The 22246-nt window shown below is 62.6% G+C and carries 23 protein-coding genes and 2 tRNA genes; 12 read left to right on the top strand and 13 right to left on the bottom strand.

All coding sequences use genetic code 11. The features are described from left to right. Positions 1-2: 2 nt before the first annotated feature. Positions 3-812: a division plane positioning ATPase MipZ gene (locus tag ACX3VQ_RS07445; protein WP_462580235.1), complete on the bottom strand. Its 810-nt coding sequence runs from the start codon at positions 810-812 to the stop codon at positions 3-5. 87 nt (positions 813-899) lie between these two features. On the opposite strand from ACX3VQ_RS07445, the gene panC reads away from it, so the two are divergent. After that, positions 900-1778, top strand: a complete 879-nt coding sequence (panC, locus tag ACX3VQ_RS07440) for a pantoate--beta-alanine ligase (protein WP_462580234.1) — start codon at positions 900-902, stop codon at positions 1776-1778. Between the two features lie 58 nt (positions 1779-1836). Beyond that, positions 1837-2592: a helix-turn-helix transcriptional regulator gene (locus tag ACX3VQ_RS07435; RefSeq protein ID WP_462580233.1), complete on the top strand. Its 756-nt coding sequence runs from the start codon at positions 1837-1839 to the stop codon at positions 2590-2592. A gap of 244 nt (positions 2593-2836) precedes the next feature. Here the strand turns inward: ACX3VQ_RS07435 and ACX3VQ_RS07430 are convergent. Next, a tRNA-Gly gene (locus ACX3VQ_RS07430) sits at positions 2837-2910 on the bottom strand. Positions 2911-3076: 166 nt separating this feature from the next. On the opposite strand from ACX3VQ_RS07430, the gene cysD reads away from it, so the two are divergent. The 3 genes from cysD to ACX3VQ_RS07415 are packed head-to-tail and all read left to right on the top strand — an operon-like array spanning position 3077 to position 6677. Next, positions 3077-3988, top strand: coding sequence for a sulfate adenylyltransferase subunit CysD (gene cysD, locus ACX3VQ_RS07425; RefSeq protein ID WP_462580232.1), 912 nt, complete (start codon positions 3077-3079; stop codon positions 3986-3988). Continuing rightward, entirely contained in the window at positions 3988-5910 is a 1923-nt protein-coding gene (gene cysN / locus ACX3VQ_RS07420) for a sulfate adenylyltransferase subunit CysN (RefSeq protein ID WP_462580231.1), read from the top strand. The genes cysD and cysN overlap by 1 nt, the downstream gene beginning before the upstream one ends. Next, positions 5907-6677 (top strand): 3'(2'),5'-bisphosphate nucleotidase CysQ, encoded by a 771-nt coding sequence (locus tag ACX3VQ_RS07415; RefSeq protein WP_462570702.1) that lies wholly within the window; start codon positions 5907-5909, stop codon positions 6675-6677. Before cysN ends, ACX3VQ_RS07415 begins: the two co-directional genes overlap by 4 nt. 11 nt (positions 6678-6688) lie before the next feature. Here the strand turns inward: ACX3VQ_RS07415 and ACX3VQ_RS07410 are convergent, their stop codons facing one another. The 6 genes from ACX3VQ_RS07410 to pepN form a co-directional block, all read right to left on the bottom strand. Continuing rightward, positions 6689-7225 (bottom strand): adenine phosphoribosyltransferase, encoded by a 537-nt coding sequence (locus ACX3VQ_RS07410; protein WP_462570703.1) that lies wholly within the window; start codon positions 7223-7225, stop codon positions 6689-6691. Positions 7226-7303: 78 nt separating this feature from the next. Then, complete coding sequence (locus tag ACX3VQ_RS07405) at positions 7304-8152, bottom strand: cytochrome c1 (RefSeq protein WP_462580230.1); 849 nt, start codon at positions 8150-8152, stop codon at positions 7304-7306. A 21-nt stretch (positions 8153-8173) separates the two neighbouring features. Next, positions 8174-9442: a cytochrome b gene (locus ACX3VQ_RS07400; protein ID WP_462570705.1), complete on the bottom strand. Its 1269-nt coding sequence runs from the start codon at positions 9440-9442 to the stop codon at positions 8174-8176. 17 nt (positions 9443-9459) lie between these two features. Beyond that, positions 9460-10035 (bottom strand): ubiquinol-cytochrome c reductase iron-sulfur subunit, encoded by a 576-nt coding sequence (gene petA, locus ACX3VQ_RS07395; protein ID WP_462570706.1) that lies wholly within the window; start codon positions 10033-10035, stop codon positions 9460-9462. A gap of 232 nt (positions 10036-10267) precedes the next feature. Further along, entirely contained in the window at positions 10268-11029 is a 762-nt protein-coding gene (pgeF, locus tag ACX3VQ_RS07390) for a peptidoglycan editing factor PgeF (RefSeq protein WP_462580228.1), read from the bottom strand. Beyond that, complete coding sequence (gene pepN / locus ACX3VQ_RS07385) at positions 11022-13652, bottom strand: aminopeptidase N (RefSeq protein ID WP_462580227.1); 2631 nt, start codon at positions 13650-13652, stop codon at positions 11022-11024. Before pepN ends, pgeF begins: the two co-directional genes overlap by 8 nt. Positions 13653-13704: 52 nt before the next feature. Here pepN and ACX3VQ_RS07380 point away from each other — a divergent pair, with 52 nt between their 5' ends. Then, a complete protein-coding gene (locus tag ACX3VQ_RS07380; RefSeq protein WP_462580728.1) occupies positions 13705-14487 on the top strand; it encodes an SDR family oxidoreductase in 783 nt (260 codons plus the stop codon). Here the strand turns inward: ACX3VQ_RS07380 and ACX3VQ_RS07375 are convergent. Together ACX3VQ_RS07375 and ACX3VQ_RS07370 are read right to left on the bottom strand one after the other, a co-directional pair. Next, a complete protein-coding gene (locus ACX3VQ_RS07375) occupies positions 14484-15416 on the bottom strand; it encodes a DMT family transporter (protein ID WP_462580726.1) in 933 nt (310 codons plus the stop codon). The genes ACX3VQ_RS07380 and ACX3VQ_RS07375 overlap by 4 nt on opposite strands. A 20-nt stretch (positions 15417-15436) precedes the next feature. After that, positions 15437-16444: a threonine aldolase family protein gene (locus ACX3VQ_RS07370; protein ID WP_462580226.1), complete on the bottom strand. Its 1008-nt coding sequence runs from the start codon at positions 16442-16444 to the stop codon at positions 15437-15439. A 51-nt stretch (positions 16445-16495) separates the two neighbouring features. Here ACX3VQ_RS07370 and ACX3VQ_RS07365 point away from each other — a divergent pair, with 51 nt between their 5' ends. Continuing rightward, positions 16496-16798 (top strand): GNAT family N-acetyltransferase, encoded by a 303-nt coding sequence (locus ACX3VQ_RS07365; protein ID WP_462580225.1) that lies wholly within the window; start codon positions 16496-16498, stop codon positions 16796-16798. 3 nt (positions 16799-16801) lie between these two features. On the opposite strand, the gene ACX3VQ_RS07360 is transcribed toward ACX3VQ_RS07365, so the two are convergent. Both ACX3VQ_RS07360 and ACX3VQ_RS07355 read right to left on the bottom strand, forming a co-directional pair. After that, the gene (locus ACX3VQ_RS07360) at positions 16802-18358 is read right to left on the bottom strand and encodes a PH domain-containing protein (protein ID WP_462580224.1); all 1557 of its coding nucleotides are present in this window, start codon (positions 18356-18358) and stop codon (positions 16802-16804) included. Beyond that, a complete protein-coding gene (locus tag ACX3VQ_RS07355) occupies positions 18355-18852 on the bottom strand; it encodes a PH domain-containing protein (protein ID WP_462570716.1) in 498 nt (165 codons plus the stop codon). Before ACX3VQ_RS07355 ends, ACX3VQ_RS07360 begins: the two co-directional genes overlap by 4 nt. A 103-nt stretch (positions 18853-18955) precedes the next feature. Between ACX3VQ_RS07355 and mobA the strand changes: the two genes are divergently transcribed. Continuing rightward, positions 18956-19483: a molybdenum cofactor guanylyltransferase gene (gene mobA / locus ACX3VQ_RS07350; protein WP_462580223.1), complete on the top strand. Its 528-nt coding sequence runs from the start codon at positions 18956-18958 to the stop codon at positions 19481-19483. 13 nt (positions 19484-19496) lie between these two features. On the opposite strand, the gene ACX3VQ_RS07345 is transcribed toward mobA, so the two are convergent. Beyond that, positions 19497-19571 (bottom strand) — tRNA-Thr (locus ACX3VQ_RS07345). A gap of 89 nt (positions 19572-19660) precedes the next feature. Here ACX3VQ_RS07345 and ACX3VQ_RS07340 point away from each other — a divergent pair. From ACX3VQ_RS07340 to ACX3VQ_RS07325, 4 genes are all read left to right on the top strand, one after another. Further along, complete coding sequence (locus ACX3VQ_RS07340; RefSeq protein WP_462570718.1) at positions 19661-19819, top strand: hypothetical protein; 159 nt, start codon at positions 19661-19663, stop codon at positions 19817-19819. Positions 19820-19852: 33 nt separating this feature from the next. After that, positions 19853-20539 (top strand): 2,3-diphosphoglycerate-dependent phosphoglycerate mutase, encoded by a 687-nt coding sequence (gene gpmA, locus ACX3VQ_RS07335; RefSeq protein WP_462580222.1) that lies wholly within the window; start codon positions 19853-19855, stop codon positions 20537-20539. A 22-nt stretch (positions 20540-20561) separates the two neighbouring features. Next, on the top strand, positions 20562-21041 hold the full coding sequence (gene purE, locus ACX3VQ_RS07330; protein ID WP_462570720.1) for a 5-(carboxyamino)imidazole ribonucleotide mutase: 480 nt from the start codon (positions 20562-20564) through the stop codon (positions 21039-21041). Between the two features lie 117 nt (positions 21042-21158). Beyond that, positions 21159-22244, top strand: a complete 1086-nt coding sequence (locus ACX3VQ_RS07325; protein ID WP_462580221.1) for a 5-(carboxyamino)imidazole ribonucleotide synthase — start codon at positions 21159-21161, stop codon at positions 22242-22244. Positions 22245-22246: the final 2 nt, after the last annotated feature.

The raw sequence follows: 22246 nt of genomic DNA, 5'->3' as shown, positions 1-22246 counted from the left end.
CCTCAGGCGAGCTCGAGCCGTGGCTGCGGTGGCGCGAATTCGGGCAGCGCCAACGCCTTTACCAGCTCGCGCAATTCCTGCCGTGCGACGAGGTGGCTGGTGCCGAGCTCTCCCAGATGCCCCTTGTCGAGCAGGGTGAGCCCCGAAGGGAACAGCTCGCGGTAGATCACGCGTTCGGAAAGCCCCTGCGCGACGCGGAAACCCACCCGCTTGCTGAGCTCGGCCAGCGCCTGCTCGATACGGGTCATATTACGGGCTTCGATATGGCCGGTGCGGTTGCGCACCACCACCCAGTCCATCTGGCGGCGCTGCTGTTCGATCGTCGCGCGGCTGCGCTTGAGCCGCGCTTCCCAGATCAGCTCGGCATAGAAGCTGAGCCGTTTGACCTTGAAGGTTTCACCTTCGACCTGGCCGATCAGGTCGAAATCGACGAAGCTGTCATTCATCGGAGTGACCAGCGTATCGGCCTCGGTTGCGGCGTGGCGCGCCAGCGGATCGTCGCGCCCCGGCGTGTCATAGACGATATAATCGGCCTGCTGGCCAAGCTCATGGGTGAGCTTTTCAAGCCCCTCCACATCGCCTTCATAGACTCGGAACTCGGCCGTTGGCAGAGCGATCTGGCGCCTGGCGGCGGTATCGGCCCGGTTCTCGAGATAGCGCGCCATGGTGCGCTGGCGCGGGTCGAGATCGATCGCCACCACCCGCGCCCCGCGATAGGCCAGCGCGATGGCGATATGCACCGCCGTTGTGGACTTGCCGGTGCCGCCCTTTTCATTGGCGAAAACGATCCGGTGGGGGTTGCTGGCGGACATGAACGCGCGTGCCTTTCGATTTTCTTGTCTCGCCCGCAACTTGGGCGCTAGGAGGAAAGAGGTTTCAATATCGGAGGGGTTGCCAAGGTGCAAACCGCCACAACGCTCGACATGTTGAGAAATGCACTGGCGGAGCTGCGCCACGCGGGCAGCACGGTGGCCCTGGTCCCCACCATGGGCGCGCTGCACGAGGGGCATCTCGCTCTGGTGCGCGAAGCCAGGGCCAAATGCGACCATGTCGTCGCCTCGATCTTCGTCAACCCTACCCAGTTCGGACCCAACGAGGATCTTGATGCCTATCCGCGCCAATTGGCACAGGATTCGGCGATGCTCGAGGCTGAAGGAGTGGCGCTGCTATGGGCGCCTACTCTTGAAGCGATGTATCCCGACGGCTTCGCCACCACAATTTCGGTCAGCGGGGTGAGCGAAGGCCAATGCGGGGCGGCGCGGCCAGGCCATTTTGATGGCGTGGCCACTGTGGTTTGCAAGCTGTTCAACCAGGTCATGCCCGACATGGCCTTTTTCGGCGAGAAGGATTTCCAGCAGCTCGCAGTGATCCGCGCGATGGCCCGCGACCTCGATCTTACCCGCCCGCATGTACGCGACATCGTGGGTGTGCCGACCGTGCGTGAGGCCGACGGTTTGGCGATGAGCAGCCGCAACCGCTATCTTTCGCAGCGCGACCGCGCCGCAGCAGCCGCACTGCCTCGCGCGATGAAGGCCGCGATTGCCGCAATCGAAGCGGGAGAGGACGTGGGGCAAGCGCTCGCCGCGCTCAAGGATGCGTTGCTCGGCGCAGGCTTTGATCGCATCGATTACGCTGAGCTAGTCGATTCGACTTCTCTGGCAGCCCTTGATAGCGTAAACTGCGTTCCGGCGCGGCTGCTGGTCGCTGCGCGGATCGGGGGAACGCGCCTCATCGACAACATGGGCGTAAGCATAAAGGGTCAATACCAGCCAGCCTGATCGCAGGAACAGGCTGTTAGCAATTCCGCGGGCGGCGGGGCGCGCAAGGTTGATCGCTATGCCAGATAAGGACGATCCGTATTGGGAGGCATTGACGCAAGCCGCGCACTCAGGAACGATTGTCTCGTTCCGGCGTGCCATTCACAGGCTTCTGGACACCCTAAATTTTCAGGCATTGTACTTCCTTGCCCCGATTGTCGCTGATCGGCGCGCCGCCCGCGTGCTGTGGAACATTGGTTTCCCGAGGGAACTGGAGCAGGAATATCAGCAAGGGCTGTGGCAGCATGATCCACTGCCTGACATCGCGCTTTCGCGAACCAGGGCCTTTCGCTTCTCCGACGCGCCGCGCCTGGCCAAGCTGACCAAGGGGCAGCAGGAATTCCTGAAGCGTGCAGGTGAAGGCGTAGGCGTGCTGTGCATCGGTCCCTATGCGCGTTCAGGCTTTGTCGGCGTGGGTCTGCAGATGGAGCGCAAGCCGCTCAAGTCTGCGGATGTGCGAAGAACCCAGGTTGCCGCGCAGCTCTGCTTCCAGCGCTATTGCGATCTGGTAGGGCCAAATACCGATGGCATGCCGGAACTGTCTCAGCGCGAACTGGACGTGATCACCTGGATCGGCGAAGGCAAGAGCAATGCGGTGATCGCGGAAATCCTGGGTATTTCGAAGAATTCAGTCGACAGTTATGTGAAGCGGATCTTCGCCAAGCTGGGTGTTTCCGATCGCACAGCGGCAGCGGTACGCGCCGTATCGCTGGGACTGATAGCGGCGGGCAAGCACAGCCGCCAAGCCGCGCATCGGCCAAGGTGGCTGATTTAAGCGACTCGCAGTTGACCCCCAGTTTGGGGACAAGCCAATTTCAATGCCTGTCGCTACACCTTCACTAGAAACGGCATGTGAGCCTTTCGGGTTCCGAAGCCGGATGCCACCAGAATAACTGGGGTGTCCGGCTTTTCTTTTGAGTTCAGGCTCTGACCTGGAAGAGATGGAGCGGGTAGAGGGGAGTCGCAGACGAACGAGCGCAGCGAGGACAATCGAACCCGCATTGCTGCGATCGAAAGGCTGGAGCGGGTAGCGGGAATCGAACCCGCATAACTAGCTTGGAAGGCTAGGGCTTTACCACTAAGCTATACCCGCCCGCTCACGCCATGCGTCATGGGCGCGCGCAATTGCCACGGTTGCAGGGGATTCGTCAACTGTCTCGACACGTCTCACCTTACACTCCTGCAAGCAATTCTATATTTTCTCCGACGCCTTGAGCCACTAGGCCGCGAGTCAATACTCAATCAATTAGCGAAACCCTATGCGAAGCCTGACCCATCTCGAGCGGCTCGAAGCCGAAAGCATCCACATCATGCGCGAGGTGGTGGCCGAGGCTGAACGCCCGGTCATGCTCTATTCGATCGGCAAGGACAGCGCGGTGATGCTGCATCTGGCGCGCAAGGCGTTTTATCCTGCGCCGCCGCCATTCCCGCTGCTGCATGTCGATACCACCTGGAAGTTCCGCGAAATGTACGATCTGCGCGAAAAGATGGCGCAGGAAGCCGGCATGGAATTGCTGGTGTGGCAAAATGAAGAGGCGCAGGAACGCGGGATCAACCCGTTCGACCATGGCCCGCTGCACACCGATATGTGGAAGACACAGGGGCTGAAGCAGGCGCTCGACCATTACGCGTTCGATGCCGCATTCGGCGGAGCGCGTCGTGACGAGGAAAAAAGCCGCGCGAAGGAGCGCGTGTTTTCTTTCCGCACCGCCAGCCACGGCTGGGACCCGAAGAACCAGCGGCCCGAGCTGTGGAACCTATACAACGCGAAGAAGGCAAAAGGCGAAAGCATCCGCGTGTTCCCCTTGAGCAACTGGACCGAGCTCGACATCTGGCAATATATCATGCGTGAAGGGATCGAGATCGTGCCGCTCTATTTCGCGGCGCAGCGCCCGACCTATGAATGGGAAGGTGGCCTGTTCATGGCCGATGATCCCGACCGGCTTGAGCAGGTTCTTGGCCGCAAGCCGGAAATCACCCCGCGATCCGTGCGCTTTCGCACGCTGGGCTGCTGGCCGCTGACCGGAGCGGTCGAAAGCACGGCCTCGACGCTGGCCGAGGTGGTACAGGAGATGCTGCTCACCTCCACCAGCGAACGCCAGGGACGCGTGATCGACAAGGATGAAGGCGGCGCCGGGATGGAAAAGAAGAAGCAGGAGGGCTACTTCTGATGACCCCCCCTGAGAACCAGCCAGCCTATCGCCCCGATGCGCTGATCGCCGAGGATATCGAGACTTATCTCGAAACCCACCAGAACAAGCAGCTGCTGCGCTTCATCACCTGCGGCAGCGTGGATGACGGCAAGAGCACCCTGATCGGCCGGTTGCTCTATGATTCCAAGATGATCTTCGAAGATCAGCTCGCCGCGCTTGAAAGCGACAGCAAGAAGCAAGGTACGCAGGGGCAGGAGATCGATTTTGCCCTGCTGGTAGATGGGCTTGCTGCAGAACGCGAACAGGGCATTACGATCGACGTCGCCTATCGCTTCTTCGCGACCGAGAAACGCAAGTTCATCGTGGCCGATACGCCCGGCCATGTGCAGTACACGCGCAATATGGTGACCGGCGCCTCCACCGCCGATCTGGCGGTGATCCTGATCGATGCGCGCAAGGGCGTGCTCGAGCAGACACGGCGCCATTCCTACATCGCGCATCTGCTCGGCATCCGGCATATGGTGCTGGCGGTCAACAAGATGGACCTGGTCGGCTATGAGCAGGCCGTGTTCGACCAGATCGTGCGCGATTACCGCAAGTTCGCCGAGGAGATCGGCATTGCGGAGTTTACCACAATCCCGATCTCGGGCTTCAAGGGCGACAATATAACTCAAGCGCCTTCGGCCAATACGCCGTGGTATTCAGGACCCAGCCTGATCCACCACCTCGAAACGGTCGAGCTGGCCAATACTCTGGCGCAGGAGCGTAGCTTCCGCATGCCGGTGCAATGGGTCAACCGGCCCAATCTCGATTTCCGCGGTTTTGCAGGGCTGGTGTCGGACGGCACCATCAAGCCGGGCGATGCGGTGCGGATCGTCCCTTCGGGCAAAACCAGCACGGTCAAAACCATCTCAACCTTCGATGGTGAGCTGGATGAAGCGGTGGCGGGCCAATCGGTCACGCTCACGCTGGAGGACGAGGTCGATTGCAGCCGCGGCGATGTGATCGCGGCAGCGGGCGATCCGCCTGAAGCATCGGACCAGTTCGAAGCCACCATCGTGTGGATGAGCGACGAGGCGCTCAAGCCCGGGCGCGGCTATTGGCTCAAGCTGGGCACACAGACCGTCACTGCCAATGTGCAGCCGCCCAAATACGAGATCTGTATCAACAGCTTTGAGCACCTGGCGGCGAAGACGCTCGACCTCAATGCCATCGGCGTCGCGGAGCTACGCACCGATCGCCCGATCACGTTCGAACCCTATGACAAGAGCCGCCAGCTTGGCGGTTTCATCCTGATCGACAAGTTCACCAATGCCACGGTGGCAGCAGGAATGATTCATTTCAGCCTGCGGCGGGCGCAGAACGTCCACTGGCAACCGAGCGAGATCACCCGCGACGATCACGCCGCGCTCAAGAACCAGAAGCCCCGCGTGCTGTGGTTCACCGGGCTTTCGGGCTCGGGCAAGTCGACCATTGCCAATGAGGTGGAAAAGCGGCTCAACCTGATGAACCGCCACACCTTCCTGCTCGATGGCGACAATGTCCGCCACGGGCTCAATCGCGACCTCGGTTTTACCGAAACGGACCGGATCGAGAATATCCGCCGTATCGGCGAAGTCGCGAAGCTGATGGCAGATGCCGGGCTGATCGTGCTCACTGCCTTCATCAGCCCGTTCCGCGCCGAACGGCGCATGGTGCGCGAGATGTTGCCCGAGGGCGAGTTCATCGAGATCTTCGTCGACACGCCGCTGGAGGTTGCGGAAAGCCGCGATGTGAAGGGTCTCTACAAGAAGGCGCGCGAAGGCCAGCTGAAGAACTTCACCGGGATCGACAGCCCCTATGAACCGCCTGAAAATGCGGAAATTCGTGTCAACACAGTCGAGATGACCCCGGCCGAAGCGGCCGAATATATCATCGAACAGATCCTGCCGCTGAAATGATTGGTGACAAGAGTTCAATCGACGCCGACCTTGCTGCACAGCTGGCTGCGGAAGCGGGGCGTATACTGCTGGATGTGCGCGCGAGCGGCCAATTTCATGGCAAGGCGCTGGGCCAGGAAGGCGACCGGTTGGCCAATGCTTTCCTGTGCGAAGCGCTGCGTCACGAGCGTCCCGATGACGGGCTGCTATCCGAAGAGGAAAGTGATAACCCGGCCAGGCTGGAGAAACGCCGCGTATGGATCATCGACCCGGTCGACGGGACGCGGGAATATGGCGAGGAACGCAGCGACTGGGCCGTACATGTCGGGCTGGCGGTCGGTGGCCAGGCCATGGTGGGTGCGGTTGCATTGCCTGGGCTGACGGCGGAAGACGGGAGCCGGGGGATTGTGCTGCGGTCAGATCAGCCCATGATGCTGCAGCCAGCTGCGGCTGTGCCGCGTCTGGTCGTCAGCCGCACGCGTCCAGCACAGGAAGCCGTGGCAGTGGCAAAGGCGATCGGCGGCGAACTGGTGCCGATGGGCAGTGCCGGTGCCAAAGCCATGGCCGTGGTGCGCGGTGAGGCGGAGATATACCTCCATTCAGGCGGGCAATATGAATGGGACAATTGCGCGCCGGTGGCGGTGGCGCAAGCACACGGGCTGCACTGCTCACGCATCGACGGATCGCCGCTGGTCTACAACAATGCGGACACCTATTTGCCTGACCTGCTGATCTGCCGTCCGGAATGGGCCGAGCGCGTGCTCGAAGAAGTGCGCAAGCTCGGCTGACCGCGGCGCGGCTATTCTCCGTCGAATTGCATCAGGGCGCTGACTTCGACGCTCGCTTCACGTAGCTTGCCCGCACCGCCAAGGTCGGGCAGGTCGATCACGAACAGCGCATCGTCCACCGTTGCCCCCGCCTGGCGCAGAAGCTGCGCAGCGGCCAGCGCGGTGCCGCCAGTGGCGATCAGGTCGTCCACGATCACAACTGTCTGCCCATGCGGGATCGCAAGTGGATCGATCTCGAGCCGGTCGGTGCCATATTCCAGCGCATAGTCGATCCCCAGCACCTTGACCGGCAGCTTGCCCGGTTTTCGCACCGGGACAAAACCGAGCCCCAGCTCCACTGCCACTGCCGCACCAAAGATAAATCCGCGTGCTTCCATGCCCGCGATCGCCTCGGCACCAAGGTCGCGCGCGCGATCGGCCAGGTGCCTGACCGTCGCAGCAAGCCCTAGTGGATGACTGATCAAGGTGGTGATATCGCGGAACTGGATGCCGGGCTGGGGAAAATCCGGCACTGTGCGGATCAGTCCCTTGAGTTCGCTGGGCGTCATTGCGTCATTCTCCAAAGCAAGGCGCCCCACCATCGCGAAGATGGCAGGGCGCCTCAACAATTACATGCGCGAAAAAGATCAGTCTTTCTTGCGCGGTTTGAGCGATGCCCAGATCTGTTTCTTCGAAAGATAGGCCAGGATTGTCGCAAACAGCAGGAACCCAAGCACCGGCCAGCCGGTCTGCTTGCGCTTCACCAGCGTGGGTTCAGCGGTCCAGGTCAGGAATGCCGAAACGTCCTTGGCCATCTGGCTCACTGTTGCCTCTGTACCGTCGGCATAGGTGACCTGCCCATCAGTGGTCAGCGGCGGCGCCATGGCGATGTTCACATTGGCGAAATAGGGGTTGAAGCTCATCCCTGCCGGAACTTCGAAATCCGGGAATTCGGCCAGCACTTCAGGATCGGGCTCGCCATATCCGGTGAGCAGCGAATATACATAATTGCTGCCATCATGGCGCGCCTTGGTGATCAGCGAGAGATCGGGCGGGTGACCCGTGCCGAAATAGGGTACCGGCGGGAAGTGATCGGTCGGCAGCCCCGGCTGGGTAACCACTTCTGAGGTGGCGGGATCGTACTTCGGGATCTGGTACTGCGCCGCTTCGGCCTTAACCTCGGCTTCGCTGTAGGTCAGCTCCTCCAGATTGCGGAAGGCGACATATTGCAGGCTGTGGCACGCTGCACACACTTCCTTGTAGACCTGATACCCGCGCTGGAGCTGGGCATAGTCCCATTTGCCGAACGGGCCATCGAAGCTGAATCCGCCTTCCGGACCATGCGCAACCTTGTGAAGTTCAAGTTCGGCGGTCGGTTCGACAAACTGGCCGTGCTTGGCGAAGGTCGAGAAGGCCGGGCCGACACCAAAGGCAAACGCCCACAAAACCGCGACGGTAAAGCCGATACCGACGACGATGGAAATGATACGGGTCATATCGTTAGCTTTCTTTCGTCCTTAGGCTTCGGTTGCGGCTTTGCCGCCCAGCACTGCGTCGGTGATCGAGTAAGGCAACGGCTCGGGCTTTTCGATCGAGCTGACGATCGGCAGGATCACAAGGAAGTGGAGGAAGTAATACGCGGTCGCGAACTGGCTGAGCATGATGTACGGCTCTTCCGCGTGCGCTCCGCCGAGGTAGAACAGCGCGGCCATGCACGGGATCAGCCCGAACCAGAAGAACTTGCGGAACAGCGGGCGATAGTGGCCGCTTCGCACCGCTCCCTTGTCAAGCCAGGGCAGGAAGAACCACACCAGGATCGAAGCAAACATCGCCAGCACGCCCCAAAGCTTAGCCGGAAGGATGAAGTCGAAGGTAAAGGCGCGCAGGATCGCGTAGAATGGATAGAAGTACCATTCGGGCACGATCAGTGCCGGGGTCGAGAGTGGGTTCGCTTCGATGTAATTGTCCGGGTGGCCCAGCGCATTGGGCGCGAAGAACACCATGATAGCGAAGAAGATCAGCACCACACCGAGGCCGAAACCGTCCTTCGCCGTGTAGTACGGGTGGAACGGCACAGTGTCGCTCTCGCTCTTCACTTCCACCCCGGTGGGGTTGGATGACCCCGGAATGTGCAGCGCCCAAACGTGCAGGATCACCACAGCGGCAATCACGAAGGGCAGCAGGAAGTGCAGGCTGAAAAAGCGGTTCAATGCAGCATTGTCAGGTGCATATCCGCCCAGGATCCAGATCTGCAGATTTTCGCCAACCAGCGGGATCGCGCCGAACAGGCCGGTAATCACCTGTGCACCCCAGAAGCTCATCTGGCCCCAGGGCAGAACATAGCCCATGAAGGCGGTAGCCATCATGAGCAGGAAGATGACCACTCCCAGCAACCAGATCATCTCGCGCGGGGCCTTGTACGAAGAGTAGAAGAAGCCGCGGAAGATGTGGAGATAGACCACGATGAAGAAGAAGCTGGCGCCGTTGGCATGCGCATAGCGCATCAGCCAGCCCCAGTTGACGTTGCGCATGATGTGTTCGACCGTGGCAAACGCAACCGTCTGATTGGCTGCATAATGCATCGCCAGGATAACCCCGGTAATGATCTGTACCACCAGAAAGAAACCGGCCAGAACGCCGAAATTCCACATATAATTGAGGTTGCGCGGTACCGGATAGCCGGCCCCCACTGCGTTATAGACCAGGCGAGGAAGCGGAAGCCTCTCGTCCATCCATTTCATGAACGCATTCTGCGGTTCGTACTGGCGTGCCCAGGCAAAGCTCATCGCAATTCTCTCAGTTCTCAGCCGACGCGGATGACGCTGTCAGAAGTGAATTCGTAATCGGGAACAACAAGGTTGGCTGGTGCCGGACCTTTGCGGATGCGCCCTGCGGTGTCGTAGTGCGAGCCGTGGCAGGGGCAGAAATAGCCGCCATAATCGCCCTTGTTCTCACCCTCCGCCGCACCCAGCGGTACACAGCCCAGATGGGTGCAGATGCCCATGGTCACCAACATGTCGTGGTGGCCATCCTTGGTGCGTTCGATCAAGGAGGCCGGATCGCGCAGCGATGCAACATCAACCGCATTGGCCTCGTCGATCTCTGTCGGTGTCAGGCGGCGCACGAACAGCGGCTGCTTGCGGAATTCGGCCTTGATCGCCTGGCCCGGCTCGATTGCCGAAACATCGACCTCGGTTGTACTGGCGGCCAGCACGTCCCTGGATGGCGACATCTGGCTGACCAGCGGCAGCAGCGTAACCACGCCGCCCACGCCAGCCGCGCTCACCGCAGCAATATGAATGAAATCGCGCCGCCGGAACCCGTCTTCTCCCGCCATAGAGGCGGCATCGGGTGTAACGGTGCCAGTCGTTTCAGCCATCAGCCTTTACCCTGCTAACTTTGTCCGGCCGCACATGCCCCCGGACGCCTTCGGATCAATGCCTTCCCGCCAAACTCACGCCGCGCGATCGCTTGCCTGAAAGACCTCTGACGCTTGATCCCGCTAGGCGGGAAACGCCCATTTGGCGGCGCTGATAGACGCAAAGCTTGGCGATGCCAACCGTGTTTTGGGCACAAGCTGTTCGGTTTCGCGCAAGCGGGTCTGCCCGCCCTCAAGGCAGGGCAATCAGGCTTAGCATGCGGCCATAGTTCGGCTCGCCGCGATGGGTCGCCCGGCGATAGGAATAATACCTGTTTTCGAGAGAATATGTGTCGAGCGCCAAGTCTTCGACCGACCCGATACCGGCGGCTTCCAGCCGCGCCGTGACATAGGCCGGCAGGTCAAATTGCCAGTGGCTAGTGCGGCCAGGGGCAAAGAACCGCCCCTCTTTCGCAGAGAATTTGGCGCGGAAGGGCGCGTCCACTTCATAGCTCGCCTGCGCGATCGTCGGCCCGATCGCAGCCGCTATGCTGGCGCGCTTCGCTCCAAGCTTTTCCATCGCTGCAACGGTGTTTTCCAGCGCACCGCGCCCATCGATGCCACGCGCGCCGCGCCAGCCGGCATGTGCCGCGCCGATCACGCCTGCAGCGCGGTCCGCAAACAGCACCGGCGCACAATCTGCAGTCACGATGCCCAGCACCAGGCCTGGGGTGGAGGTTACCAGCGCGTCCGCCACCGGGCGGCCGCTTGCGCTATCTTCCCACCCTGCATTGACGCACAGCACGTCCGGCGAATGGACCTGATGCGGGGCAACCAGCACCCCGCCAGGCAAGACTCGCTCAGCTGCCGCCGCGCGGTCTGCGCGAATGGCACCCACGTCGCCCTCGCCGCCATAGCCGAACTGATGGAGGCCGCCGCCATGCCCGAAAAAACCGTGCGGAACTCCCTCCAGCACAGCCGATTTCGCGATATCGAAGGATGCCGCGTCAGCCATTCAGACTGCGCGTGACCTGCTCGAATGTGTCGCGCGACAGCTTGGCCCCGGCCAGCCGTTCCAGCTCGCCGCGCATCAGTGCCGCTCGACCATCCTCGATACGTCTCCACCGCCCCAGCGCGGGCACGAAGCGTGCCGCAGTTTGCGGGTTGATCGGATCGAGAGCGAGAATCAGGTCCGCGATCATCCGGTAGCCCTCGCCGCTTTCCACATGGAAGGCGGGCGGGTTGCCGGCCAGCGCCATATAGAGCGAGCGCACGCGGTTGGGGTTCTTGAGCGTGAAATCGGGATGGTCGGCGAGCGCCTTGATATGCCCCAGCACCTTCGGATGGAGCGACAGCGCCTGCAGCGTGAACCATTTGTCGATCACCAGCGCATTGCCCTGATAACGGCTGTAGAATGCCGACAGCCTTTCCTCACGCGCCGGATGCTCAAGCCCGGCGAGCACCATCAGCGCGCCTTGCCGGTCGGTCATATTGTCAGCCGCGTCATATTGCCGTGCCGCCAATTCTGCCGCCTGCGCCGGATCGTGCGCGGCCAGATAGGCCAGTGCCTGCGTCTTGACCTTGCGCGCGCCGCGCGCGCCAGCGCCATCATAGGGCACCTGCGCCGCGCGCTCATACACTGCCTGCAGCGGGCCAGCGAGTTCACGCGCAAGCACCGCCTTGAGCGCTTCGCGCGCGGCATGGATCACGCCCGGGTCCGCCTTGTCGAGCTGCTCCATGAGATAGGTCTGGCTCGGCAGCAGCATCAGCTCGCCGCGCATCGAATCGTCGAGCGCCTTGTCATCCAGCACCGCGCCCAGCGCCTGCACGATCGCCGCTTCGCCTGCTGCACGCCCGCTATCGCCGAGAGCGCTCTTGGCCGCGGCCACCAGATGGCCGACGACCAGCTCCTGCATCGCTTCATAGCGTGCGAAACTGTCATCATCATGCGCGGCGAGCAGCATCAGGTCTTCGCGCGGGACATCACGTTCGATCATCACCGGGGCGGTGAAGCCGCGGTTGATCGAAAGCACCGGCGGCTCCGCGAAGCCGGTAAACGTGAAGCTCTGTACAGCCCGGTCCAGCACCACCAGTTCTTCGCCCCTGTGCCTGCCGCTGGCGCGGTCCAGCAAGGCGATCCTGAGCGGGATCAGCATCGGCTGCTTGTCAGGCTGGCCAGGGGTTGGCGGTACGGACTGCCTCAAAGTCAACGTGACGGTGTCACCCGAGTGCTCCAACTTTACCGCGACACGCGGCGTCCCCGCCTGGGTGTACCACAGGCGAAACTGCGCAAGGTCCAGCCCAGCCCCGTCCTCGATCGCGCGGATGAAATCCTCGCAGGTCGCCGCCTCGCCATCGTGGCGCTTGAAATAGAGGTCCGTGCCCTTGCGAAACCGTTCGGGCCCGCACATCGAACGCATCATGCGGATCACCTCGGCGCCCTTGTTATAGACCGTGGCGGTGTAGAAATTGCTGATCTCGCGATAGCTGTCAGGCCGGATCGGATGAGCCAGGGGGCCGGAGTCCTCCGGGAACTGCGCCGCACGCAGGATGCGCACGTCTTCGATCCGCTTGACCGCCTCGCCCTGCATGTCCTGGCTGAACAGCTGGTCGCGCAGCACGGTGAAGCCTTCCTTGAGGCTCAGCTGGAACCAGTCGCGGCAGGTCACGCGGTTGCCCGACCAGTTGTGGAAATATTCGTGCGCGATCACGCCCTCAACCGCGTCGAAATCGGCATCGGTGGCGGTATCCGGGTCAGCCAGCACATATTTGGTGTTGAAAACGTTGAGCCCCTTGTTCTCCATCGCCCCCATGTTGAAATCGCTGACTGCGACGATGTTGTAGAGATCGAGGTCGTATTCGCGCCCGAATACCTCTTCGTCCCACGCCATCGAGCGGTGGAGCGATTCGAGCGCGTGATCCGTGCGGGCCAGGTCTTCAGCCCGCACCCAGATATTGCATTCGACCTCGCGGCCCGAGGCAGTGGTAAAGGGCTTGGAGTTCGCCACCAGTTCGCCTGCGACGAGCGCAAACAGGTAGGACGGCTTGGGCCAGGGGTCGTGCCACTGCGCCCAGTGGGTGCCATCGGCGTTTTCGCCTTCGCCAACCTTGTTGCCGTTGCAGAGCAGCACCGGGAATTGACCCTTCGCGCCGCTCATCCGCACGCGATAGGTGCTGAGCACATCGGGCCGGTCAGGGAAGAAGGTGATGCGGCGGAACCCCTCGGCCTCGCACTGGGTGCAGAGCATGCCGCTTGAGGCATAGAGCCCCTCAAGCCGTGTGTTCGCCGTGGGATCGACTTCGGTCACGATCTCGATCTCATGCGCATCGCCCGAAAGCGGCAGCATCAGATCGTCCCCGTCCATCGACCAATCGTTGCGGATCTCGCCATCGACCTTGAGCGAAAGCAGCTCGAGCCCGTCGCCATTGAGGCGGATCGTCGGCGACGCATCGGCCTTGGCATTGCGCGCGACCGTGAGCTTCGAGATGACCCTGGTCGCATCGAGGCCAAGGTCGAAAGCGAGCTCGATCTCCGGAACCAGCCATGGGAAGGGCTGGTAATCTTCGCGCCGGATTGCCGGTGGTTCATGCGGAGTGGGGGCGGCGTCCGCCATGTCGGTGCTTTGTGCAATATCCATGGTGGGTGATTTAGGTTGCTTTGCGCTGCAGTCCAACGCTTAGATGGGCAGTATGGCGCAAATGCTGATCTTCGGGCGGGGTTATACGGCAGGGCGTGTCGCCAGCGCGCTGGAAGAGCGCGGCTGGCAAGTAGATGCGACCGGCAGCCGGGGCAATCACGATTTTGCGGACGAATCTGCGGTGCGCGAGGTGCTGGCCGGGGCCAGCCATGTGCTGTCATCGGTGCCGCCCGATCGCGGAAGCGGGCGTGACCCGGTGCTTGCGCGCTATGGCGATGCGCTGCAGGGGCACTGGCTCGGCTATCTCTCCTCAACCGGGGTCTACGGTGACACAAAGGGTGCCTGGGTCGATGAAAGCGCACCTGTGGGCACAGGCAGGCGGTCTGCCCGATCGGAGGCCGATGCAAATTGGTTCGAATTGGGCGCGCGCGTGTTCCGACTGCCCGGAATCTATGGCCCGGGCCGCAGCGCGCTTGACCGGGTGCGTGAGGGAAAGGCGAAGCGGATCGACTTGCCCGATCAGGTGTTCAGCCGGGTCCATGTCGATGACATCGTGTCGGGTGTGCTGGCGGCGATCGAGCGCGGCGCGGCGCCCGGCGCCTACAATCTCGCCGATGATCTGCCCGCGAGCCAGAACGCGGTGATCGAGGAAGCCTGCCGCCTGCTGGGGATCGATCCCCCGCCGCTCCAAACTCTCGAAGAAGCAAAGCTCAGTGAAATGGCGCGCGGTTTCTATGCCGAGAACCGCCGGGTTGCCAACGGCAAGGCCAAGCGCGTGCTCGGCTGGGAGCCGAATTTCCCGACCTACAAGGAAGGCTTGCTGAGCCTGCTTTAATCTACATCATGGCGCAGCACTGTCGCCTGCCCCACCTTGATGCTCTTTTGCTTGCGCGCCCGCAGCGCCAGCAGCATGCCCAGCACCGCCAGCGCCATGCCGCCCGCTGTCAGCGCGGTCCAGCGATAGCCTTCGAACAAGGTGGAGAGCAGCATGGCCACAGCCACCGTCACGATCCCGTTATAGGCCGTACGGCCCGCGCCGATCTGCCGCACAAGATTGTAATGCAGCGGGAAGGTGACGACCGATCCGATCAACGCCAGATAGGTGATCCCCGCCCAATATTGCCAATGCACGGGCAGCGGCGGCGGCCCGGCTGTTGCCAGTGCAAAGGCGAGATCAACCCCGGTGCCGTAAAGCATTGCCCACGCCAGCAGGCTGACCATCGGGATCGCGCGCCCGGTCTCGTTGGCCTGCACCACATTGGCGATCGAGGCAGCCAGCATGCCGCCGATCGCCAGCGAAATGCCCAGCGCCACGTCGCCGTCCAGCGGTGCCGCGCGCCATTCATGCAGCAACAGCATGGAAACACCCGCGATCGCCACTGCGCTGCCCAGTACGAAGCCGCCCTGTATTCTCTCGCCGATGAATAGCCGCGCAAAAAGCGCGTTGGGCACCATCAGCAGCGCGAACATCACCGCGACAATGCCCGAAGTGATGTGCAGTTCGGCGTGATAGACGAACAGGAAATTGCCGCAGAACTGCGCGATCCCAACGCCCACCGCCAGAAGGTGGCCTTTCGCGCTGAGCTTCAGGCTGCGCTTCATCACCAGCGCCAGCAGAAACATGGCCGGGGTGGCCAGCAGGAACCGGTAGAATACCGACCATGCCGCCGCCACACCGTCGATCTGGCCGGTGATCACGAACCAGGTCGAACCCCAGATCGTGCCGGTGAGCAGGAAAGGAATGATCACTGCCGGGCGCAACATCGCCCCTGCCTCTCCAGCGCTCACAGCGAGGCGATCGCGCGCGCCAGCGCCGCGGCGCTTTCCTGCGGCGTATTCCACGCCGTTACGAAACGCGCCGCGTCATCGCCCCAGTCGTAAAATGCGAACCCTTGGCTTCGCAGCGCCTCGCGCTCTTGCGCGGTCAGCCGCACGAACAGCTCGTTGGCTTCGACGGGATGCATCAGCCGCTCCCCGCAGGCCCCGGCAATCTCGGCAGCGGCGGCATTGGCGGCGCGGGCGTTTGCGAGCCATAAATCACCCTCGAGCATGGCGAGGATCTGCGCGGCCTGGTAACGGCCCTTGCATTGCAGATGCCCGGCGCGCTTGCGGCGATATTTGACAAGATCCGCCTGCGCCGGATCGAACAGCACCAGCGCTTCCGCACTCATCCCGCCATTCTTGATGCAGCCGAAGGCCAGCGTGTCGCAAGGCCCCGCCGCCTCCGCCGCCGATCCGCCGAGAAAGGCCGCCGCATTGGCAAAACGCGCGCCGTCCATATGCAGGCCCAATCCGCGCGACTTTGCGAAAGCGCCAAGCGCCGCCAGTTCGCCAGGACGATAGGCGCAGCCATATTCACTTGCCTGCGTGATCGCGATGGCATGTGCCTGCACCTGGTGCACATCGGGCCGGATCGGATCGAGCACTGCGGCAATGGTTGCGGGGGTGAGCTTCGCACCATCGCCCTGCGCCAGCATCAGCTTGGCGCCGTGAAGAAAGAAACCGGGCGCGCCGCCCTCGTCGACTTCGATATGCGCTTCCTTATGGCACACCACCCCGCCATGTGGCTGCACCATGGTCGCCAGCGCCAGGCAATTGGCCGCCGTGCCGGTGGCGATCCAGATCGCCGCACAGTCACGCCCAAACAGGTCGCTGAAGCGCGCATCCAGCTCGGCGCTCAAGCGGTCGCCGTCATAGGGGTTGTCGGGCGCATCGGCGGCGCGCATCGCCTCCCACAGCCGGGGATGAACGGTGGCGGCATTGTCGGACAGGAAAGGGCTTTGCATCGGCATATCCTGTCCGTGTAGAGTTCGCGGCCAACTTGGCAAGCCGGAGCGCATCAAGTGACGCCTGATCAACCGAAAATCACCCATAGCGATTATCAATCTGGTGGAAGATACGTCGCGCATGTACCCGGCGAGCGCGCGACCGGATACCTCGATTGGGAACCGGGCGGAGAGAATATCCGCATCGCGACCCATACCGTGGTGCCTCCCAAGATCGGCGGGCGAGGAATTGGCGGCCTGCTGGTTGAACGATTCGTCGCCGACGCACGCGAGCTCGGTTTCAAGATCGTTCCGAAATGCTCGTTTGTCGCCGCGAAGCTGGCTGGCAATCCAGACTGGAAGGGCTTGATCGCGGCCTGACGCTCAGGTCAACTGCGAGAAATCCTTTGCCGCAACGCTCTCGATAATCGCAGCGCGAAGTTCCCTCGCGCGTGCGAGCGGTATTCCCGGTATCGCCAGCGTGCCGCCCGCAAGCCCCAGATGCAGCGTGGCATAGCCGCGCCGCTGGGCAATCGGCCCCTGCGCAATTTCGACCGAATGCAGCTTGACCCGCGAGGCCACCTGCGTGCGCGGAGAGAACCAGCCGCGCCGGGCAAAAACCTGCTTCACGCTCAAGGCGTGGCGGTTGAATTGCCAGGCATAGAGATTGGCGGCGACGGACCCGAGGGCAAGCGCCAGCGGGGCAAGCACGAATGGCGCGGGTGCCAATATTGCCACGGGGATTGCCGCAAGCGCGAAAAGCCCGCCTTCCAGCGCCGCGCTGTCAAAGCGGTAGTTGCGGCTGGCGCGGCGCCAATCCAGCTCATCCGTGGGCGGCGCGAATCCCGCAGCATGGATGATCGGCGCGATCTCTTCCAAATGCGCAAATGGGGCCACCACATGGCTCGATGATCCCGCATCCTGCGCCAGGCTGACGAATTTGAGCCCGTGCCAGCCGAAGCGGTAACGCAGCAAGCCGGTGCCCAGCTCAAGCGCCTGCACACGGTGCACCGGCATCACCACGTCGGTACGGGTGAACAGCCCCCGGCGGCGGCGGAAACCGCGCGCGGTCTTTTCCAGCACAAAGCCCCAGTCGCGCAGGTAAGTGCGCACCAATCCGGTCACCGAGCCCACCAGCAGCAGCGCGATCAGGCCGGCAATGGCGCTGATGACCTGGACCGCCGGACCCAGGCTTTCGATCCAGCCCTGCTGGCTTTGCGCGAAGCCCAGCCACAGTTCAGGATCCCACAATTCAACGCCGATGAAGGTGTCGGCATACTGGAACAGGCCGCCGATCACTGCGAATACGGCGAGCGAGAACTCGAACAGGCCGAATGTGGTAAGCCGCTTCGCATCCATCGCGAACAACACTTCGCCGTGTTCACCGGCTTCAGCGGTTTCGATCTCTTGAGTGCCGCCTGCCGCGGCCTCTGCCGCATCTTCCTCGCGCCGCGCCCTCACCAGCCGGCGCAGGGCTTCGCCATCTGCCTCCGAAAGATAGGCGAGCTTGAGATCCTCACCGCCCCCGGCCCCGGTTTCGAACTTGACTTCCACCAGGCCAAACAGCCGCGGCAGCAGCTTCTGCTCCAGGCTGACATCCTGTATCCGCTCATACGGAACAGAGCGAGCGGAGCGGCTGATAATCCCGCTTTCGACGCGAATATCCTCTGCCCCGGTAATGTAGGTAAGCCGAAGCCAGTGGAGATAGGCAAACGCGATATTGGCGCCCACCACCACCAGCACAATCGGCAGGAAATACAGCATCCAATCGCCCAGCTCGCCCTCGTCGAAGATGGTCAGCGAAGCAATCACGATCGGAACCGCCAATTGTCCCATCATGGCGGTGGCACGAACCAGGAATGCGCGCGGATCGGTGCGGCGGGCGATCGGCGCATCGACGCTGGAGCTGCCGGTGGCCTTGATCGCGGGGTCGCCGCTCATATCGTTTCGCGCTTTATGTGGCTGCGGATATCCTCGCGCATGTCGCGCGCCAGCGGCTCGCCAAGCCCCGGCAGGCTGACCGAGGCGTTGTGCGTGCCGGCAGTATGCACCGTTAGCGTGGCAAGCCCGAAGAAGCGCTCGATCGGTCCCTGGCTCACATCGATATGCTGCACCCGGCCAAACGGCACCACAGTGTCATGCCGGAACAGCAGGCCCCGCACCACGCGCAAGCGGTCATCGCTCATGACATAGCCGCGCGCATGGTGGCGGCGCAGCGGCAGGCGAAGAATCAGTGCAAGCGCGATCAGCGTCACCGGCACAATGATTACCGCTGGCGGAAGCACGGCTGCACTCTCAAGCACCAGGGCGCCAATGAGGAAGGGGATCGACACGAGTGTTGCCTCGACCCTGAGTGCAGAGAGGTGGTTGGGATGGAGACGGGTCAATGCCTGATCGTCGGCATCCGCAGCGGCGATATCCTTCGGTTCGTCCATGCCGTCTTACATGGCTAAGACGCCTCCATCCCGCAAGGCACAATCGTTCGCTATCGGCGGGTTATGACTGGCCCGGGTGGCGCTAACCCGCTAGCCGGGACGCATGCGAATAGTCGGAGCGATCCTGGCCGGCGGACAAGCACGCCGATTCGGCAGCGACAAGGCCTATGCCACCTACAAGGGCGGGCGATTGATCGATCAGGTGGGCAGTGCGCTGGCGGCACAGTGTGCGGCGCTGGTGATTTGCGGCCGTGATGAGGCCGGTTTTGATTGCCTGGCTGACCGGCCTGAAGCCGGGCTGGGCCCGCTTGGCGGGCTCAACGCGGCACTGCATTATGCACAGGCGCGGGGCTTTGATGCAGTGCTGAGCAGCGGCTGCGATATTCCCAACCTGCCGGATAATCTCGCCGGGATACTGGCCGGCGATGGCGCCGCAATCGTGCAAAGCCAGCCCGTGGTAGGGCTGTGGCCTGCCGTGCTGGCGCAACGGCTTGATGCATATCTGCAAGGCGGTGGGCGGTCGCTATATGGCTTCGCCGAAAGCATCGGCGCGCGACAAATGGAGATCGACCCGCCGCTGCTGAATGTGAACCGCCCTGAGGATCTGGCACAGCTGCACACCGGCGACTGATTACAGCCGGAAATGGTGCTGCTGGGGAGGATTGAACTCCCGACCTCACCCTTACCAAGGGTGCGCTCTACCACTGAGCTACAGCAGCGCTGCGAATGCCGCGCGCCTATTGTCGCGCAAGCACACAATGTCAAGCCACGCTTGAGCTTCCGGCCCATTGGAGGCAAGGCGTTTCGCATGAGTGAAGATCGGGACAAGAATATGTCGCGTGAAGAGCGCCTGGCGGCCAAATTGCGCGAGAATCTGCGCCGCAGGAAGGCCCAAAGCCGCCAGATGTCGCGTGAAACGAGCGAATCGGGGGCCGAGAGGCTTCCCAACAAGCGCGACGACAGCTAACGCGTGTTGCTCCTGACAGCTGGAGCATGATCCTTGCCTAAATTGATCCTCGTCCGACACGGCCAGAGCCAGTGGAACCTCGAAAACCGCTTTACCGGCTGGTGGGATGTTGACCTGACCGAACGTGGCGTCGAGGAAGCCATGGCGGCGGGCGCGCTGATGAAGGATAAGGGCGTGCTGCCGACCCGCGCCTTCACCTCGCTGCAAACCCGCGCGATCCGGACGCTCCATTTCGCGCTGCATCAGGCAGACCGGCTATGGATCCCCGAGGTCAAGAACTGGCGCCTGAACGAGCGGCACTATGGCGCCCTGACCGGGCTCGACAAGCAGGAGACCCGCGAAAGGCATGGCGACGAGCAGGTCCATATCTGGCGCCGCAGTTTCGACGTGCCGCCGCCCGAAATGGGGCCCGGCGGCAAGTATGATCTCTCTGCCGATCCGCGCTATGCCGGGATCGAGGTGCCCCGCACCGAAAGCCTCAAGCTTACGATCGCGCGCGTGCTGCCCTATTGGGAAAGCGATATTTTGCCGGTGCTGGCCAGCGGCGAAACGGTAATCATCTCGGCCCATGGCAATTCCTTGCGTGCGCTGGTGAAGCACCTTTCGCAAATCTCGGACGATGATATCACCGGGCTCGAGATTCCCACCGGCCAGCCGATCATCTATGACTTTGATGAGGTGATGCAGCCGGGCGAACGCTATTATCTCAAGGACAGTTAAGGTCATCATGGGGGCCAAAGGGATGGGACGTGTCGCTATCGTGATGGGCAGCCAGTCGGACTGGCCAACCATGCAATGCGCCGCCGAGGTGTTGGAAGAACTCGAAGTCGAGCACGAAGCGCGGATCATTTCCGCGCACCGCACGCCCGACCGGATGAGCGCCTTTGCCAAGGGCGCCGAAGGCGAAGGTTTCGATGTCATTATCGCAGGCGCGGGCGGCGCGGCGCATCTGCCTGGCATGATCGCCTCGATGACTCACCTGCCGGTGCTGGGCGTGCCGGTGCAATCCAAGGCGCTCAAGGGTATAGATAGCCTGCTTTCGATCGTGCAGATGCCCGCCGGCGTCCCGGTCGGCACGCTGGCGATCGGCGAGGCGGGCGCGCGCAATGCCGGGCTGCTGGCTGCTGCCATTCTCGCGCTGGGCGACGAGGATCTGTCCGAGCGGCTGCAGGCCTGGCGTGCGGCGTGCAGCGCGGCGGTGGGTGAGACACCGGTCGACTAGCTTATTCTATCATGTCCGTTCGGGCTGAGCTTGTCGAAGCCCCGTATTTCTCTTTAAAGCCGAGCTAGAAGGAAGAACGGCCCTTCGACAGGCTCAGGGCGAACGGGGTAGAGTTTCTTGGCGTTAGCACCAGGTTCCACCATCGGCATTCTCGGCGGCGGCCAACTGGGCCGGATGATGGCCATGGCCGCTGCCCAGCTTGGCTACCGCACGATCGGCTATGCGCCAGAGGGCGACAATGTGATGGCCGAAGTCTGCAGCGATTTCTTCACCAACGGCTGGGGCGACAAACGCGCGCTCGCTGCCTTTGCCGCGAAATGCGACGTGGTGAGCTGGGAATTCGAGAACGTGCCGCTGAGCGCGGTCGCGGCGATCCCGCAAAACCTGCTGGCCCCGCACCCGCGCGCGCTCGAAACTGCGCAGGACCGCCTCAAGGAAAAGCGTTTCGTCGAGCGGCTCGGGGGCAAGCCCGCGCCCTATGCCGCAGTCGATTCGGACGAGGACTTCATGCACGCAGTTGAGCGGATCGGCGCGCCCGGTATCCTCAAGACCGCGCGCGACGGTTATGACGGCAAGGGCCAGTGGCGGATCGGATCGGATCGGGATGCTGCCAGCGTTCGCTTCCCGGGGCGCCCATGCGTCTATGAAGGCTTGGTCGATTTCATCACCGAATTTTCGGTCATCCTGGTGCGCAGCGCGGATGGCGAAGTGCGCTATTGGGATTCCACCGCCAATGTGCACAAGGGCGGCATGTTGCTGACTTCGACCCTTCCGGCAGGCGAGATAGTGGAGGCGCAGGTCGAGGCTGCACGCGACATCGCCCGGCAGACCGCCGAAGCGCTGGGTTATGTCGGCGTGCTGACGCTGGAATTCTTCGCCACTGCGCCCGACGGTCCGATGGGGGGGCCGGTGTTCAACGAAATGGCGCCGCGGGTCCACAATTCGGGGCACTGGACCATCGAGGGAGCGGCCACCAGCCAGTTCGAAAACCATATCCGCGCGATCTGCGGCCTTGCGCTGGGCTCGACCGCAACCCGTTTCGAGACCGTCGAGATGCGTAATATCGTGGGCGCCGATGCACTTGGTGCCTATGGAATCCTGGCTGAAGACGGAGAGGCGCATCTGCATCTCTACGGCAAGCGTGAGGTGCGCGAAGGCCGCAAGATGGGCCATGTCACGCGGGTCGGCAAAGCCAGGGCCTGAAC

The sequence above is a fragment of the Altererythrobacter chaiwopuensis genome, assembly GCF_054957735.1.
Note: the sequence above shows the minus strand (reverse complement) of the source record. Positions and strands in the feature narration are given on the sequence as shown.